General features: G+C 64.0%; 11 protein-coding genes and 1 riboswitch. Of the genes, 3 read left to right on the forward strand and 8 right to left on the reverse strand.

Annotated features, from left to right (window positions below; genetic code table 11):
• Window positions 1-13: 13 nt before the first annotated feature.
• From leuD to ilvC, 7 genes are all read right to left on the reverse strand, one after another.
• The gene (leuD, locus tag ACVOMF_RS06905) at window positions 14-592 is read right to left on the reverse strand and encodes a 3-isopropylmalate dehydratase small subunit (RefSeq protein WP_481508600.1); all 579 of its coding nucleotides are present in this window, start codon (window positions 590-592) and stop codon (window positions 14-16) included.
• 85 nt (window positions 593-677) lie between these two features.
• A complete protein-coding gene (gene leuC / locus ACVOMF_RS06910) occupies window positions 678-2096 on the reverse strand; it encodes a 3-isopropylmalate dehydratase large subunit (protein ID WP_481508601.1) in 1419 nt (472 codons plus the stop codon).
• A 35-nt stretch (window positions 2097-2131) separates the two neighbouring features.
• Window positions 2132-3688 (reverse strand): 2-isopropylmalate synthase, encoded by a 1557-nt coding sequence (locus tag ACVOMF_RS06915; RefSeq protein WP_481508602.1) that lies wholly within the window; start codon window positions 3686-3688, stop codon window positions 2132-2134.
• Complete coding sequence (locus ACVOMF_RS06920) at window positions 3685-4785, reverse strand: threonine dehydratase (RefSeq protein WP_481508603.1); 1101 nt, start codon at window positions 4783-4785, stop codon at window positions 3685-3687. The genes ACVOMF_RS06915 and ACVOMF_RS06920 overlap by 4 nt, the downstream gene beginning before the upstream one ends.
• Before the next feature lie 111 nt (window positions 4786-4896).
• Window positions 4897-5148: an ACT domain-containing protein gene (locus tag ACVOMF_RS06925; RefSeq protein WP_481508604.1), complete on the reverse strand. Its 252-nt coding sequence runs from the start codon at window positions 5146-5148 to the stop codon at window positions 4897-4899.
• Window positions 5132-6859 carry an acetolactate synthase 2 catalytic subunit gene (ilvG, locus tag ACVOMF_RS06930; RefSeq protein ID WP_481508605.1) on the reverse strand — a complete coding sequence of 576 codons (1728 nt, stop codon included), beginning with the start codon at window positions 6857-6859 and terminating at the stop codon, window positions 5132-5134. Before ilvG ends, ACVOMF_RS06925 begins: the two co-directional genes overlap by 17 nt.
• 39 nt (window positions 6860-6898) lie before the next feature.
• Window positions 6899-7873: a ketol-acid reductoisomerase gene (ilvC, locus tag ACVOMF_RS06935; protein WP_481508606.1), complete on the reverse strand. Its 975-nt coding sequence runs from the start codon at window positions 7871-7873 to the stop codon at window positions 6899-6901.
• 643 nt (window positions 7874-8516) lie between these two features.
• Between ilvC and ACVOMF_RS06940 the strand changes: the two genes are divergently transcribed.
• Both ACVOMF_RS06940 and ggt read left to right on the forward strand, forming a co-directional pair.
• Window positions 8517-9329 (forward strand): AfsR/SARP family transcriptional regulator, encoded by an 813-nt coding sequence (locus tag ACVOMF_RS06940; protein ID WP_481508607.1) that lies wholly within the window; start codon window positions 8517-8519, stop codon window positions 9327-9329.
• Window positions 9330-9601: 272 nt separating this feature from the next.
• Window positions 9602-11305, forward strand: coding sequence for a gamma-glutamyltransferase (ggt, locus tag ACVOMF_RS06945; RefSeq protein ID WP_481508608.1), 1704 nt, complete (start codon window positions 9602-9604; stop codon window positions 11303-11305).
• Window positions 11306-11622: 317 nt separating this feature from the next.
• Here the strand turns inward: ggt and ACVOMF_RS06950 are convergent, their stop codons facing one another.
• Window positions 11623-13203: a BCCT family transporter gene (locus ACVOMF_RS06950; RefSeq protein WP_481508609.1), complete on the reverse strand. Its 1581-nt coding sequence runs from the start codon at window positions 13201-13203 to the stop codon at window positions 11623-11625.
• Between the two features lie 278 nt (window positions 13204-13481).
• Window positions 13482-13583, forward strand: a riboswitch (TPP riboswitch).
• Between the two features lie 116 nt (window positions 13584-13699).
• Between ACVOMF_RS06950 and thiC the strand changes: the two genes are divergently transcribed.
• The gene (thiC, locus tag ACVOMF_RS06955) at window positions 13700-15574 is read left to right on the forward strand and encodes a phosphomethylpyrimidine synthase ThiC (RefSeq protein WP_481508610.1); all 1875 of its coding nucleotides are present in this window, start codon (window positions 13700-13702) and stop codon (window positions 15572-15574) included.
• Window positions 15575-15685: the final 111 nt, after the last annotated feature.

Below are 15685 nucleotides of genomic sequence, written 5' to 3' on the forward strand. Positions count from 1 at the left end.
AAGGATTGAAGCATCACGCTGCGCGCGCAGCCTCATACCGCTCGATCTCATCCACCCGGCCCAGCAGCCAGCCCAGTTGATCCACGCCCTCCAGCAGGCAGGTCTGCGAGAAACCATCCAGCGGGAAGCTATAGGTCTTGCCGCTGGAAGTACGCAGCTCACGCGCCGCCACATCCACGGTCAGTTCGTCATCCGGATGCTGCATCAGTTCCTGCACGTCGGCTTCGTCCAGCACGATCGGCAGCAGGCCGTTCTTCAGCGAGTTGTTGCGGAAGATGTCGGCGATCTCGCTGCTGACGATTGCCTGCAGGCCCAGGTCGGTCAGCGCCCACGGCGCATGCTCGCGCGAGGAGCCGCAACCGAAATTGCGCCCGGCCAGCAAAATCGCGCGGCCCTGGTTGTGCGGCTGGTTGAAGGCGAACTCTGCATTTGGTGAACCATCGGCCTGCCAGCGCCAGTCATTGAACGCGTTCTTGCCCAGGCCTGCACGCTCGGTGGTGGACAGGAAACGCGCCGGGATGATCTGGTCGGTGTCGATGTTGGTCTGGCGCAGCACCACGCTGCACGAAACGATGCGGGTCAGTGCGGCCATCAGTACAGCTCCAGTGCGTAGCCCTTCTCCCACCGGGAGAAGGTGGCGCGCAGCGCCGGATGAGGGTGTGCTTGTGTAATTTTCATCACGCCACCTCCTTGGCAAACAGATCGCGGGTATCGGCAACACGGCCATTCACCGCTGCCCACGCCGCACTCATCGGCGAGGCCAGCAGGGTGCGCGAGCCCGGGCCCTGGCGGCCTTCGAAATTGCGGTTGCTGGTGCTCACCGCCAACTGGCCGGGTGCGACCAGGTCGCCGTTCATGGCGATGCACATCGAGCAGCCCGGCTCGCGCCACTCGGCACCGGCGGCACGCACGACCTCGTGGATACCTTCGGCCTCGGCGTCGCGCTTGACGATCTCCGAGCCCGGCACCACCAGCATGCGCACGCCATCGGCGACGTGGCGGCCGCGCAGCACCTGCGCTACTTCGCGCATGTCGCTCAGGCGGCCATTGGTGCAGGAGCCGACAAACACCACATCCACCGGCGTACCGATCAAACTGTGGCCGGCTTCGAACTTCATGTAGTCCAGGCCCTTCTGCGCGGCGGCATCGTTGGCGGCCGGGATCGGCGCATCAACCGCAATCGCGGTGCCCGGGTGCGTGCCCCAGGTCAGGGTCGGACGGATATCAGCGGCGTCGATCTGCACTTCGACATCGAAGCGAGCGCCTTCGTCGCTGTTCAACGAGGACCAATACGCAACGGCGGTGTCGAAGTCGGCACCCTTGGGGCCGCGCGGGGTCTTGGCGACCCAGTCGAAGGTGACCTGATCCGGTGCCACCATGCCGGCGCGGGCACCGGCTTCGATCGACATGTTGCACAGGGTCATGCGCTGTTCCATGTCCATCGCGCGGATCGCCGAGCCACGGAATTCCAGCACATGGCCGGTGCCACCGTTGACGCCGATCACGCCGATGATGTGCAGCACCACGTCCTTCGCACCCACGCCCGGCGCCAGTTCGCCATCGACGGTGATTGCCATGGTCCTGGCCTTGCGCTGCAGCAGGCACTGCGTGGCCAGCACGTGGCCGACTTCGCTGGTGCCGATGCCGAAGGCCAGCGAACCGAATGCGCCATGCGTGGAGGTGTGGCTGTCACCGCAGACGATGGTCATGCCGGGCTGGGTGAAACCCTGCTCCGGGGCGATGACGTGGACGATGCCGCGGTTGGCCGAAGACAGGTCGAACAGCTCGATGCCGTACTCGGCGCAATTCTTCGCCAGTGTTTCGACCTGCGCTTCGGAGGCCTTGCTGGCATACGGCAGCTTGCCGTCCGGGCCGGCCGGCAGGGTCGGCGTGGAGTGATCCATCGTCGCCTTGGTGCGATCGGTGCGGCGCGGCTTCAGGCCGCGCTCGCGCAGCTCGGTGAAGGCCTGCGGCGAGGTGACCTCATGGATCAGGTGCAGGTCGATATACAGCACGGCCGGCGCGTTGTCGGATTCGGGGACGACAACGTGGGCGTCCCACAGTTTGCCGTACAGGGTTTTGGGTGCGGAGCTCATTGGTTCGTTCCGTTGCCTATGTTCTGCCGTCGCGCTCAGGCGCTGACGGCTTCCTCGGTGGTGCTGCTTTCACGCTGGCGCAGCAGGCGGTTGGTGACATCCAGCCAGGCAAGCGCGCTGGCTTCGATGATGTCACGGCTGGTGCCGGTGCCTTCGAGGATTTCGCCTTCGTGACGCACGCTCAGGTTGGCTTCGCCGCGCGCATCGGCGCCGATGCCGACACTGTGCACGTGGTAACTGTCCAGGGTCAGCTGCACGCCGGTGGCGGCCGACAGCGCCGAGAACAAGGCATCGACCGGGCCATCGCCCTGCGCGGTCTCAGCGACGCGGTTGCCCTCCGGATCGGACAGCTCGACCAGCGCATTGGCACGGCTGCCGACGTCGCTGATGGTCATCGAAGCCAGGCGGTAGCCGTCGCTGCTGGAGGTGCCCTGCATCAGGGTCTGCAGGTCGGCATCGGTGACCACGCGCTGCTGTTCGCACAGTGCCTTGAACTGCTCGAAGATCAGCTTCAGTTCTTCTTCTTCCAGCCAGTAGCCCAGCGCACGCAGGCGTGCCTCGACCGCGGCACGGCCGCTGTGGCGGCCCAGCACCATCTGCGAGGACTCCCAGCCCACGTCTTCCGGACGCATGATTTCGTAGGTGTTGCGGTTGCGCAGCATGCCGTGCTGGTGGATGCCGGACTCATGCGCGAATGCATTGGCACCAACGATGGCCTTGTTGCGCTGCACCGGCATGCCGACCAGGCGCTGCAGCAGCTGCGAAGTGGGCACGATGCGGCGGGTGTCGAAGCCGGTGTCGAAGTTGTTGTAGAAGGCGTTGCGCACCTTCAGCACCATCGCGATTTCTTCAAGCGCGCAATTGCCGGCGCGCTCGCCGATGCCGTTGATCGAGCCTTCCACCTGGCGTGCACCACCTTCGATGGCGGCCAGTGAGTTGGCCACGGCCAGGCCCAGGTCGTTGTGGCAGTGGGTACTGAAGATGACCTTGTCGGCACCGGCGGCGTTGGCGATCACGTGCTGGAACATCGCGCGGATTTCCTCCGGCGTAGTGAAGCCAACCGTGTCGGGCAGGTTGATGGTGCGTGCGCCGGCGGCGATCGCGACCTGGGTGACTTCGGTCAGGAAGTCCAGTTCGGTGCGGGTTGCGTCTTCAGCGGAGAACTCGACATCGTCCAGGTAGCCGCGCGCCATGCTCACATGCTTGTGCACCGATTCCAGCACCTGCACCTTGCTCATGCGCAGCTTGTGCTCGCGATGCAGGGGGCTGGTGGACAGGAAAACGTGCAGGCGCGGGCGCGCTGCGGCTTCCAGGGCCTTGACCGAGGTTTCGATATCGCCGGCCAGGCAGCGCGACAGCACTGCCAGGACCGGCTGTCGTACCTCGCGGCCGATCAAGGCCATGGCTTCGCGGTCTGACTGCGAACTTGCGGGGAAACCGGTTTCGATCACGTCCACGCCCAGTTCCGCCAGCGCCCTTGCCATCACCAGCTTCTGTGGTGGCGTCATGCTGCAGCCGGGTGATTGCTCACCGTCGCGCAGGGTCGTGTCGAAGATGGTAATTCGCGGGGTGTTGTTGGTTGGAGTATTCACCAGAGGGTCTCCTCGACTGCGGCGGTAACGGAAATTTGGGGGGATTCGGATTTGGAGCTGCGCTGTGTCGATGCAACGACACGGCTTCTAAGTCGTTCGGCGTTACGCCGTCGAGGTTTGCGTGGTGGACTGGGGCGTACTTCAGACAACAAGGTCGACAATACCGTGGCATCGATGTTGCCGCCGGATACCACCGCACACTTGCGCTTGCCGGACACGCGGCGGCCCGCGGCCAGCGCCAGCGCGCCAGCCCCTTCGGCGATGACGTGTTCCTCCAGTGCCAGCCGCACCAGGGTTTCACGCAGCTCGGCTTCGCGCACGATGACCACATCGTCTAGCAGGCTGGCGCACAGGCGGCGGGTGAGGAAGCCTGGGATCTTGACCTTGACGCCATCGGCCAGGGTCGGCACCGGATCAACTTCGCGCACATCACCCTTGATCGCGCGTGCCATCGAGTCCACGCCTTCAACCTGCGCGCCGATGATGCGTACACCCTGTGATTTCAGGGCCAGCGCAACGCCAGAGGCCAGGCCACCGCCGCCGATCGGCACGATCACCACGTCCGGTGCATGCGGCGCCAACTCGATGCCCAGCGTACCCTGGCCAGCGATCACGTCAGGGTCGTCGAAGGCGGACAGGAAACGGTAACCGTTCTGCTCGGCCAGCTCGCGGGCGAAGGCGAATGCCTCGTCGTAGCTGTTGCCGTGCTGACGCACGGTGGCGCCCCAATGCTGGACGCCGGCGATCTTGGTGGCCGGTGCACCATGCGGCATCACCGTGATGGCCTGCACGCCCAGCCGGTGCGAGGCCCAGGCCACGCCCTGGGCGTGGTTGCCGGCCGAGGCGCAGATCACCGGGCGCTCGTCGCCGCGTTCGAGCGCTGCCAGCATCGCGTTCAAGGCGCCACGCACTTTGTAGGAGCCGGTGCGCTGCAGGTTTTCGAGCTTGAGCCAGGTGCCGAAACGCTCGGCGTAATGCAGCGGGGTAGGCGGCAGGAAACGGCGCAGGCGTGCCTGCGCGGCCAAGACGTCGGCAACGCTGACGTTCAAGGCGTCAGCGGGTGTTGCAACTGCGACGGTGCGGCCACGGTCAGGCATGTACGTGGCCGTCACCGGATACAAGCGAACTGCCTGCAGGCTGTTCGCGTTGAAGAAGACGCCTCCGTTGCTTGCGGCGGCGTACTACCGGTACGCCACTTACATCGCTGCTCATACGCTGGCACCTGCTACCGGTACCAGCCGCACGGATTCGCAGTCGTAGACTTTCTGCAGCTGGTGGCACAGGGTTTCCGGCGGGCGCGTGCCATGGATGTCCATCTGCACGTGCCAGCGGCCGGCATCGTCGGCATTGCGATTGCCGGCAATGTTGCTGAAGGCGAAGCCGCGCCGTTCAACCATGCCGATCACGCGCACCAGCGCGCCTTCGGCAGGCTTCAGCACCAGGTCAAGCCGGTATTGCATTGGAACTCTCCTGCGCTGCCTTGGCATGGGCTGGGTTGCTGTCCAGCATGGTGCTGTTGGCGTTGTTGGGTGGCACCAGCGGCCACACGTTGGCGCGCGCATCGATGGATACGTGCAGCAGCATCGGGCCGGCGGAATCGAACAGCTCGGCCAGCCCGTCTTCCACATCATTGCGGTCGACGATGCGCTTGGCCTTGATGCCGAAGACCTGTGCCAGTGCGACGAAGTCCGGATTGTCGGACAGGTCGATCTCGCTGTAGCGCTCGGCGTGGAACAGCTCCTGCCACTGCCGGACCATGCCCAGCGAGGAGTTGTCCAGCAGCACGATCTTGATCGGCAGCTTGCAGCGGGCGATGGTCACCAGCTCCTGCACGTTCATCATGAAACTACCATCACCGGAGACCAGCACCACGGTGCGATCGGGACAGGCGAACTGCGCGCCCATCGCCGCCGGCAGGCCGAAGCCCATGGTGCCCAGCGCGCCGGAGGTCAGGTGGTTGCGCGGGTGGTTGAAGCGGCAGTGCTGGGCAACCCACATCTGGTGCTGGCCGACGTCGCAGGCGATGACGGTGTCCGCCGGGGCCACTTCGCTCAGCCGCTTCAACAGGCGCGGGGCGTAGATCTGCTCGCCTGGTGCATCGTAGCGGGCGCTGAACTTCTCGCGGTTGGCGGCACAGCGGGCACGCCAGGTATTGCAGTTGGCGCGCTCGCCGGTCAACGCCAACAGGCCGTCGCGGACATTGCCGGGCAGCGAGATGTCGGCGCCGCGCAGCTTGGAGATTTCATAGATGTCGGCATCCAGGTGGATGACGCGGGCAAACGGAGCGAATTCGGCCAGTTTGCCGGTGGCACGGTCGTCGAAGCGCGCGCCGACCACGATCAGCAGGTCCGAATCCTGCACTGCCATGTTGGCGGCGCGGGTGCCGTGCATGCCCAGCATGCCCAGGTATTGCGGGTGGTTTGCGGGCAGCGCGCCCAAGCCACGCAGGGTCAGCACGGTGGGGATGCCGGTGGCTTCGACGAACTGGCGGAACTCGCCAACCGCATCACCCAGGGCAATGCCGCCGCCGCCGTAGATCACCGGCTTTTCGGCTTGGGCGATTGCCGCCAGTGCAGCGGCCAAGGCTTCGGCCGCCGGTGCCGGTATCGGGTCGACCGAGGCCGGCACGTGATCGGGCAGATGCGCGGCATTGGCCAGCTGCACGTCCTTGGGCAGGTCGATCAGCACCGGACCGGGCCGCCCTTCGCGGGCGACGCGGAACGCTTCGGCAACCACGTGCGGCAGTTCATCGACGCTGCGCACCAACCAGCTGTGCTTGACGATCGGCAAGGTCATGCCGAACACATCCAGTTCCTGGAACGCATCGGTACCCAGCAACGGCGTACCGACCTGGCCGGTCAGGCACACCATCGGTACCGAGTCGAGCATGGCGTCGGCGATGCCGGTGACCAGGTTGGACGCACCCGGGCCGGAGGTGGCCACGCATACGCCTACCTTGCCGCTGGCGCGGGCATACCCGTTGGCGGCCAGCGCCGCGCCCTGCTCGTGACGTACCAGGATGTGCTTGAGGCTGGAGTCCACCAATGCGTCGTAGAACGGCATGATGGTGCCGCCCGGGTAGCCGAACAGCGTTTGCACGCCTTCGGCTTCCAGAGCCTGCGTCAGCCAGCGTGCGCCATTGCGTGGCGCACCGGGGGTGGATGTGTTCATGGAGCGACCTTTGCCTGTTGCGGGTGGGGGACCGCGCGGTTACGCGTTCTGTGCTTGCAGCCAAACCATCTTGGCGCGGAGCTCCTTGCCCACCTTTTCAATCGGATGTTCCATGTCGGCCTGCTGGAACTTCTTGTAGTTCGGCAGGCCGGCGTCGTACTCGGCTTCCCAGTTCCTGGTGAAGGTGCCGTTCTGGATGTCGGTCAGCACGTCCTTCATGCGTGCCTTCACCGAGGCATCGATGACGCGCGGGCCGCTGACGAAATCGCCGTACTGCGCGGTCTCGGAGATGAACTCCAGCATGCGGGTGATGCCGCCTTCGTAGAACAGGTCGACGATCAGCTTCAGTTCGTGCAGCACTTCGTAATAAGCGATTTCCGGCTGGTAGCCAGCTTCGACCAGGGTTTCAAAGCCGGCCTGCACCAGCGAGGAAGCGCCGCCGCACAGCACGGCCTGCTCGCCGAACAGATCGGTTTCGGTCTCTTCCTTGAAGGTGGTCTTGATGATGTTGGCGCGGGCACCGCCCAGGCCAGCCGCATAAGCCAGCGCGAACTGCTCGGCCTTGCCGCTCTTGTCCTGGTAGACCGCGTAGATGCACGGCACGCCGCGGCCGATTTCATACTCGCGACGCACCAGAGCGCCCGGGCCCTTCGGCGCGACCAGCACCACGTCCAGATCGGCGCGCGGCTCGATCATGCCGAAATGCACGTTCAGGCCGTGCGCGAACAGCAGGCAGGCGCCCTGCTTCATGTTCGGTGCCAGCACCTCGTTGTACAGCTTCTTCTGCACCATGTCCGGGGTCAGCACGGCGACCAGGTCGGCGTCCTTGACCGCTTCGGCGGGGCTCTTGACGGTGAAGCCATCGGCCTGGGCCTTGACTTCAGTGGGGCCGCCAGCGCGCAGGCCGACAACCACGTCGAAGCCGGATTCACGCAGGTTCATGGCATGGGCGCGGCCCTGGCTGCCGTAACCGACGACGGCGATTTTGATCTGGGGCAGTTCGTTGGTGCTCATGGTGCTTGGTTTCCTTGCAATGAAGAGAGTCAGGCAGAAATAAAAACGGCCGTTGCGTCAGGACGCAGCGGCCGGGGCGGGCGGGGCAGGCACCATGCAGGCGGCAGCGCTGCGGCAGGCAGCGTTGGCGGTGTGTTTGTTGGAGGTGTCTGGGGTCGGGTACATGGTTTCAGATGAAATAGAAGCTGGAAACGAAAAACCCCGCGCCGGGGCCGGTGCGGGGTCTTTGTTCGAATCTGGCATTTTCTGCTACGCGCCAGCTCGCCCCGCCCCTGTAGGTTCGGTAATAAGTACGAGTACGAGCAGCGACGCCGCGGCGTGAGCCGGGGTCGAAGGCGTGTTGGCGGTGGCGTTGTGGCGTTGCAGCATCAGTCGAGATAACCACCGCCGCTGCGCGCTGTCAACGCTTGCAGGTGTGATTTTCCGGATTCGGTGCGTAAGCCCCGTCGTGGCGGCATGGTTGCGGTTGAAACCTACACGTACAAGCATCCGCTGAGGCTGGATTGCGCGGATTCGGGCCAGTCCGGCACCTTGGATTGGCGTGGGAGAGAAATTTTGTCCGCTGGTGATTGGATTGCGCCGCTTTCGCCGGTTTAGGAAGTAAGAGGCTCTTTTCTGGGCCGGCCGGAGGAAGGAAGCCATGATGCATTCAACAGAACAGGGCATCACGTGCGCAGGCGCACACTGCTGTGACGGCCCCAGCGGCGAGCCGACGACAGGCCTGGTGCAGCTGATGGGCCAGGGGGTTGGCCTACCGGCACCGCTGATCTATCGAAAGGGTTGGACCCTGCTCGGCTACCTGGCAATCGAGTCCAACCGGATGCATTCGCGGGCAGCGCTGGCGGCGTTGTTGTGGCCAACCCTGGGTGAGACCAGCGCCCTGACCAACCTGCGTCAGGTGCTGAGCAACCTCAATCGCTTCTGCACCCTGGCACTGGGGGAGGGCATTCTGCGCATCGAGCGCTCGGCGGTTGGTCTGATGCGTGGCAGTGAGCCACTGTTCGATGTCGATCTGCTGCAGCAGATGCCGTGTGAGTCGGCCCAACTGATGACCGAGCAACGGGTGTTCCTAGATGGAATGGAGGACATTGCCGATTCCAACTTCCAGAGCTGGCTGGCGAGCACCCGGCAATTGCTGGATGCGCAGCTGATCGACGCGGCGGCACGCTGCTGCGATGAAATGCTGGATACAGCGCGTTGGGAGCCTGCCGTAAAGCTGGCCAATGCCTTGAGCCAGCGCGACCCCTGGAATGAGGCACATACCCGGCGGGTGATGCGGGCCCATGCCGGCACCGGTATGCGTGCTGCGGCGCTGAAGGTCTACCAGCGATTCGAATCGGTACTGCGGCAGGAGCTGGGCCTGGATCCAGGCCAGGAGACGCGCGGCCTGCTGGAGCAGATCAGCGGCGGACACGAGGCAGCAGGCTTGATCGGAATGGCGTCTGCGCGGATGTAGGGCTTGGTTGCCAGTGGTGATCTGCGGGTCTGCTGTTTGTCTGTGGGAGCGGCGTGAGCCGCGAAGCTGAGCTTGCTCGAACCACTTCATCTGAAGATACCCCTGCTTCGCGGCTGACGCCGCTCCCACAAGGACAGCACGGTGCCCGCGGTCCAGCTCGGCTGGCTTGAACGCTTGGGTGAGGGGGAGTGAGTTGCGAGGCGCATGTGCAAGGCGTGCGTCAGCGCGGTGGCTGAGCTATCGTCCAGCCATTCCCTTGCTGGTTGTCCACCATGCTGCGTACCGCGTTGCTGCTTGCCTTATCTACTGTGCCGGTAACGGCGTTTGCCGCAGACCGCATCACCGGCCATGAATTTGCCACCCGTTCGGAAGTCATCGCGCCGCATGCAATGGCAGCCACCTCGCAGCCGCTGGCCACGCAGATCGCGCTGGACGTGATGAAGGGCGGCGGCTCGGCGATGGACGCAGCCATCGCTGCCAATGCTGCGCTGGGATTGATGGAGCCGACCGGCAATGGCATTGGCGGTGACCTGTTCGCGATCGTCTGGGACCCGAAGACGCAGAAGCTCCATGGTTACAACGGCTCGGGCCGTTCACCGCGTTCGTTGACGCTGGCGGAGTTGCAGCGGCGTGGTTTGAAGGAGATTCCTGCGACAGGACCACTGCCGGTGTCGGTGCCTGGCGCAGTAGATGGCTGGTTCGCATTGCACGAACGCTTCGGGCGCAAGCCCATGGCTGAAAACCTGGCGCCGGCAATCGCCTATGCGCGAGAAGGGCATCCGGTATCCGAGGTCATTGCCTACTACTGGGATCGCTCGGTGCCCAAGCTGTCGCAGTATCCGGGCTTCAAGGAGCAATTCACCATCGATGGGCATGCGCCACGCAAAGGGCAGATGTGGCGCAATCCAAACCTTGCAAACACCTTGCAGCAGATTGCTGACGGCGGCCGTGATGCGTTTTACAAAGGTGACATCGCTCGTGGCATCGGTGACTACTTCAAGGCCAATGGCGGCTATCTGAGCTACGAGGACATGGCAGCGCATCACGGCGAGTGGGTCGAGCCGGTCAGCAGCAACTACCGTGGTTATGACGTGTGGGAGCTGCCACCGAACAGCCAGGGAATCGCCGCACTGCAGATACTCAACGTGCTTGAAGGCTACGATTTCTCGAAGATTCCATTCGGCTCGGCCGAGCACATCCATCTGTTCGTTGAAGCCAAGAAACTGGCCTTCGCCGACCGTGCCCGTTTCTATGCGGACCCGGTGTTCTCGCCGGCGCCGGTGCAACGACTTGTTTCCAAGGAGTACGCCGCGCAGCGCCGCAGCCTGATCTCGATGGACAAGGCCTTAAAGGAAGTTCAGCCGGGCACGCCCAGGCAGCTGGAGGAGGGCGACACCATCTATATGACCGTGGCTGATGCCGACGGCATGATGGTGTCACTGATCCAGTCCAATTACCGCGGCATGGGCAGCGGCATGGCGCCGCCGGGGATGGGCTTCATCCTGCAGGACCGTGGCGAGATGTTCGTGCTGCAGAAGGATCATCCCAATGGCTATGCGCCGGGCAAGCGGCCATTCCAGACCATCATTCCTGCTTTCATCACCAAGGATGGCAAGCCGTTCGCCAGCTTCGGGGTGATGGGCGGCGCGATGCAGCCGCAAGGACATGCGCAGATCGTGATGAACCTGGTCGACTTCGGCATGAACCTGCAGGAAGCCGGCGATGCGCCGCGCATCCAGCATGAAGGTTCGATCGAACCGACCGGACAGGCCACGGCGATGCGCGACGGTGGCGAGGTCAATCTGGAAACCGGGTTTTCCTATGAAACGGTACGCAGTTTGATGCGCAAGGGGCATCGCGTGGTGTTTGCCGACGGACCTTATGGCGGCTACCAGGCGATCATGCGTGACCCGGAAAGCGGCGTTTACTACGGCGCTTCGGAGAGTCGAAAGGATGGGCAGGCGGCGGGGTACTGATCTTTGCTTCTTGTGGTTGTAACCGGGGCAAAGTCAAAGTTAAAGCCAAAGCCAAAGCCAAAGCCAAAGCCAAAGCCAAAGCACCCCTCCCCAACCCTCTCCTTCGCTGCGCGAAGGGGAGGGGGTAGAAGCGGCTCCGTCGCCGTCTTGTAGATCGCCAAGAACAGCCCCCTCCCTTTCGCGCAGCGAAGGGGAGGGTTGGGGAGGGGGAGTTCTCCGCTGCCGTCCTTGCCGCCCAATTGTTCAGCCACATTGCGCAGCTGGATGCCAAACCAGCCAGATGCGCCGCGGCGATTCACAGCTCCCGCAGCTCCTGCCTACTTGTCCAGACCTGACGAACGCTCAGTGACTGCACGTGCTTCTTCCTGTGCTGCCTGCTCGCGCTCGATCCATGCTTCGATCATGTGCCGTGCGCGCTGCGCGAGCCGACGTTGCCGGTTGTGCTCGGCGTCCAGTACGCGATACAGCGATACCATCACCAGCACCATCAACAGCGCGAACGGCAGTGCGGCAATGGTGATCATGCCCTGCAGTGCATCCAGGCCACCTGCGAGCAGCAGTGCTGCGGCGATCAGTGCAATGGCGATGCCCCATACCAGCTTGCGTGACAGCGGTGGATCGCCGGCCTCATCGGTCGACATGCTGGCCAGCACCAGTACCGCGGAATCGGCCGAGGTGACGAAGAAGATGATCAGCAGGATCAAGGCCAGGCCCGACAGCAGCAACGAGGCCGGCATGCCATCGAACAGCGTGAACAGCACCGTTTCATAGCCTTTGCCCAGCGCCTGGACCAGATCGGCCTGGCCGAACAACTGTGCCCACAACGCGGTGCCGCCGAAGACCGAGAACCACAGGAAGCCGAGCAGGGTTGGCGCAAGCACCACCCCGACCACGAACTCGCGCACGCTGCGGCCGCGTGATACCCGCGCAATGAACGAACCCACGAACGGCGCCCAGGCAATCCACCAGGCCCAGTAGAAGATGGTCCAATCGGCGACCCAGGTGCTGCCCGAGAAGGGCGACATGCGCAGACTCATCGTCACCAGCTGGTTCAGGTAGGCGCCCAGGGTGGTGGTGAAGGTATCGAAGATGAAGCCGGTGGGGCCGAGCACCAGCACTGCGGCCATCAGCACTGCCGCCATTGCCAGATTGAAGTTGGACAACCATTTGATGCCACGGTCCACGCCGCTGGTGGTGGAGATCATGTAAAGCACGAAGGCGATGGCAATGACGGTCATCTGCAGTGGCACGCCTGCGGTGACACCGAACACACGTTGCAGGCCGGCAGCGATCTGGATGGTGCCGAATCCCAGCGTGGTGGCGACACCGATTGCGGTAGCGACCACGGCGGCGATGTTCACCAGCTTGCCGATCCAACCGCGATGATGGCGGCCGATCACCGGTTGCAGCATGTCGCTGATCAGACCGCGGCCGTTGCGGTTGTATTGGAACCAGGCCATTGCCAGCCCTATCAGCGCATAGATCGCCCACGGGTGCAGGCCCCAATGGAAGAACGAGTAACGCATCGCGGCGCGGGCGGCATCCATGCTTTGCGGCGGCAGCCCTTCGGGTGGGGTAACGAAATGCGATACCGGTTCGGCCGCGCCCCAGAACACCAGGCCGATGCCCATGCCGGCGGCGAACAGCATCGACAACCAGCTGGCGCGGGAAAAATCCGGTTCGGCATCTTCGCCGCCGATGCGCAGGCTGCCGAAGCGTCCGAACGCCAGATACAGCAGGAAGGACAGTGTCAGGAACACGATCAGCAGGTACATCCAGCCAGCGCCACGCACCACCTGGGCCAGCGCGGCCTGTACCACGTCGTTGAAGGGGCCGGGCGCGAGGCCGGCAATCAGCACCAGTAGCGCGACCAGTGCAATGGAAATGCGAAACACCATGAAGGAGCTTCTCCGATCAAGTGAGCGATTGAGGGGAGCGAGCCTGAGCTTGCAGGACAACCGGCTGGCACCTTGGCACCGGGCCGGGAAAGGAGGGGCGGCAAGCGCCGCAAGGCAGTCATTCGAAACGAGCCTGCGCGGGATGTTACTGAATGGCGCGTCACGATTACGTTAGTGGCTTGTGACGTTGTGCAAGGCAAGGTCTGCTGGTAGCAGCTACAGCCTTTTGACCGGTGTTCCTGCTGGCTTGGCTTTCCCCTCGATTGCAGGTCTAATGACGCCCGAAGCGGGGGTACCGCAGCCTTTGGGCTACGGTTGAGACATACCCTTCGAACCTGATCCGGCTCATACCGGCGTAGGGAAGCTTCGTGTGCCGCCGGTCGCTGTGCCCGCAACGGGTCAGGACCGTGTGGTGTGCGCCTTCGCTTCGTTCCGTCATGCGAATCCCTCGCGTGGCCTTCGCACCCCGCGTGTGGATAGACCAGGACGAATGCCAATGAACGCACAGCCCAGCCTGCAGCAACAGGCCCAGCAACTCTCCGAATCCGTGACCCGGCCGATTCCCGGTTCGCGCAAGATCTTCGTCGCTGGTTCGCGCCCAGACCTGCAGGTGCCGATGCGCGAGATCGCGCTGACCCGCACGCCCACCCTGTTCGGCGGCGAGGAGAACCATCCGGTCACCGTGTACGACACCTCCGGCCCGTACACGGATCCGCGGGCCAACATCGATCTGGCAGCGGGGCTGGCGGCGGTGCGCAGCGCCTGGATCGAGGAGCGCGGGGATACCGAGCAGTTGGCCGGTCTCAGCTCCGAGTTCGGCCGTGGCCGCCAGCACGATGGCAGGCTTGATGCCGTGCGCTTTCCCGGCCGCACGCTGCCGCGCCGCGCGATTGGTGCCGCCAACGTCACCCAGATGCACTATGCGCGCCGCGGCATCGTTACCCCGGAGATGGAGTACGTCGCCATCCGCGAGAACCAGCGGTTGGATGCGGTGCGTGATGCAGGACTGCTTGCCCAGCATCCAGGGCAGAGCTTCGGTGCCAGCATCCAGCAGATCATCACCCCGGAATTCGTGCGTGATGAGATCGCGTGCGGCCGCGCGGTGCTGCCGAACAACATCAACCACCCCGAGTGTGAGCCGATGATCATCGGTCGCAATTTCCTCACCAAGATCAACGCCAACATCGGCAACAGCGCGGTGTCGTCTGGTATCGCCGAGGAAGTGGAGAAGCTGGTGTGGGCGATCCGCTGGGGCGGCGACACGGTGATGGATCTGTCCACCGGCAAACATATCCATGAGACGCGCGAATGGATCGTGCGCAATTCGCCGGTGCCGATTGGCACGGTGCCGATCTACCAGGCGTTGGAGAAGGTGGATGGCCGGGCCGAAGCGCTGACCTGGGAGATCTTCCGCGACACCTTGATCGAGCAGGCCGAGCAGGGGGTTGATTACTTCACCATCCACGCCGGGGTGTTGCTGCGACACGTGCCGCTGACTGCGAAGCGTGTCACCGGCATCGTCTCGCGCGGCGGTTCGATCATGGCCAAGTGGTGTCTGGCGCATCACAAGGAAAATTTCCTCTATACGCACTTCGAGGACATCTGCGACATCATGAAGGCTTACGACGTGTCCTTCAGTCTCGGTGACGGCCTGCGCCCTGGCTGCATTGCCGATGCCAACGACGCGGCGCAGTTCGGTGAACTGGAAGCGCTGGGCGAGCTGACAAAGATTGCCTGGAAGCATGATGTGCAGACCATCATTGAAGGTCCCGGTCATGTACCGATGCAGCTGATCAAGCAGAACATGGACAAGCAGCTGCAGGAGTGCGGCGAAGCGCCGTTCTATACGCTTGGGCCGCTGACCACCGACATCGCACCGGGTTACGACCACATCACCAGTGCGATCGGTGCGGCGATGATTGGCTGGTATGGCACCGCGATGCTCTGCTACGTGACGCCGAAGGAACACCTGGGCCTGCCCAACCGGCAGGACGTGCGCGACGGCATCATGGCGTACAAGATCGCCGCACACGCCGCCGATCTGGCCAAGGGCCATCCGGGTGCGCAGGTCCGCGACAACGCCTTGAGCAAGGCGCGCTTTGAGTTCCGCTGGGAAGACCAGTTCAACCTCGGTCTGGATCCGGAGAAGGCCAAGGAATTCCATGACGAGACGCTGCCCAAGGATGCGCACAAGTTGGCCCACTTCTGCTCGATGTGCGGCCCGCATTTCTGCTCGATGAAGATCACCCAGGATGTGCGTGAGTACGCCGCCGAGCAGGGGCTGGATGAGGCGCAGGCGCTGGCGATTGGGATGGCCGAGAAATCGGCACAGTTCCGCGAGCAGGGCGCGCAGGTCTATCGCGTCGAATAAGCTGGTGAGTCGGGGCGCGGGCGACCCCCCGGAGCACCCCCCCCCCCCAAAAACCCACCCCGGGAGCGCACGCGGGGAGAGGAGCCGCCCCCCCCCCCCCGAGACCAAGAA

Source organism: Stenotrophomonas sp. STEN022, assembly GCF_056760155.1.

What these genes read in the sequence shown, in the direction of transcription:
- leuD (WP_481508600.1), bottom strand. Translation starts at nt 592, where the DNA reads ATGGCCGCACTGACCCGCATCGTTTCGTGCAGCGTGGTGCTGCGCCAG.
- leuC (WP_481508601.1), bottom strand. Translation starts at nt 2,096, where the DNA reads ATGAGCTCCGCACCCAAAACCCTGTACGGCAAACTGTGGGACGCCCAC.
- ACVOMF_RS06920 (WP_481508603.1), bottom strand. Translation starts at nt 4,785, where the DNA reads ATGCCTGACCGTGGCCGCACCGTCGCAGTTGCAACACCCGCTGACGCC.
- ACVOMF_RS06925 (WP_481508604.1), bottom strand. Translation starts at nt 5,148, where the DNA reads ATGCAATACCGGCTTGACCTGGTGCTGAAGCCTGCCGAAGGCGCGCTG.
- ilvG (WP_481508605.1), bottom strand. Translation starts at nt 6,859, where the DNA reads ATGAACACATCCACCCCCGGTGCGCCACGCAATGGCGCACGCTGGCTG.
- ilvC (WP_481508606.1), bottom strand. Translation starts at nt 7,873, where the DNA reads ATGAGCACCAACGAACTGCCCCAGATCAAAATCGCCGTCGTCGGTTAC.
- ACVOMF_RS06940 (WP_481508607.1), top strand. Translation starts at nt 8,517, where the DNA reads ATGCATTCAACAGAACAGGGCATCACGTGCGCAGGCGCACACTGCTGT.
- ggt (WP_481508608.1), top strand. Translation starts at nt 9,602, where the DNA reads ATGCTGCGTACCGCGTTGCTGCTTGCCTTATCTACTGTGCCGGTAACG.
- ACVOMF_RS06950 (WP_481508609.1), bottom strand. Translation starts at nt 13,203, where the DNA reads ATGGTGTTTCGCATTTCCATTGCACTGGTCGCGCTACTGGTGCTGATT.
- thiC (WP_481508610.1), top strand. Translation starts at nt 13,700, where the DNA reads ATGAACGCACAGCCCAGCCTGCAGCAACAGGCCCAGCAACTCTCCGAA.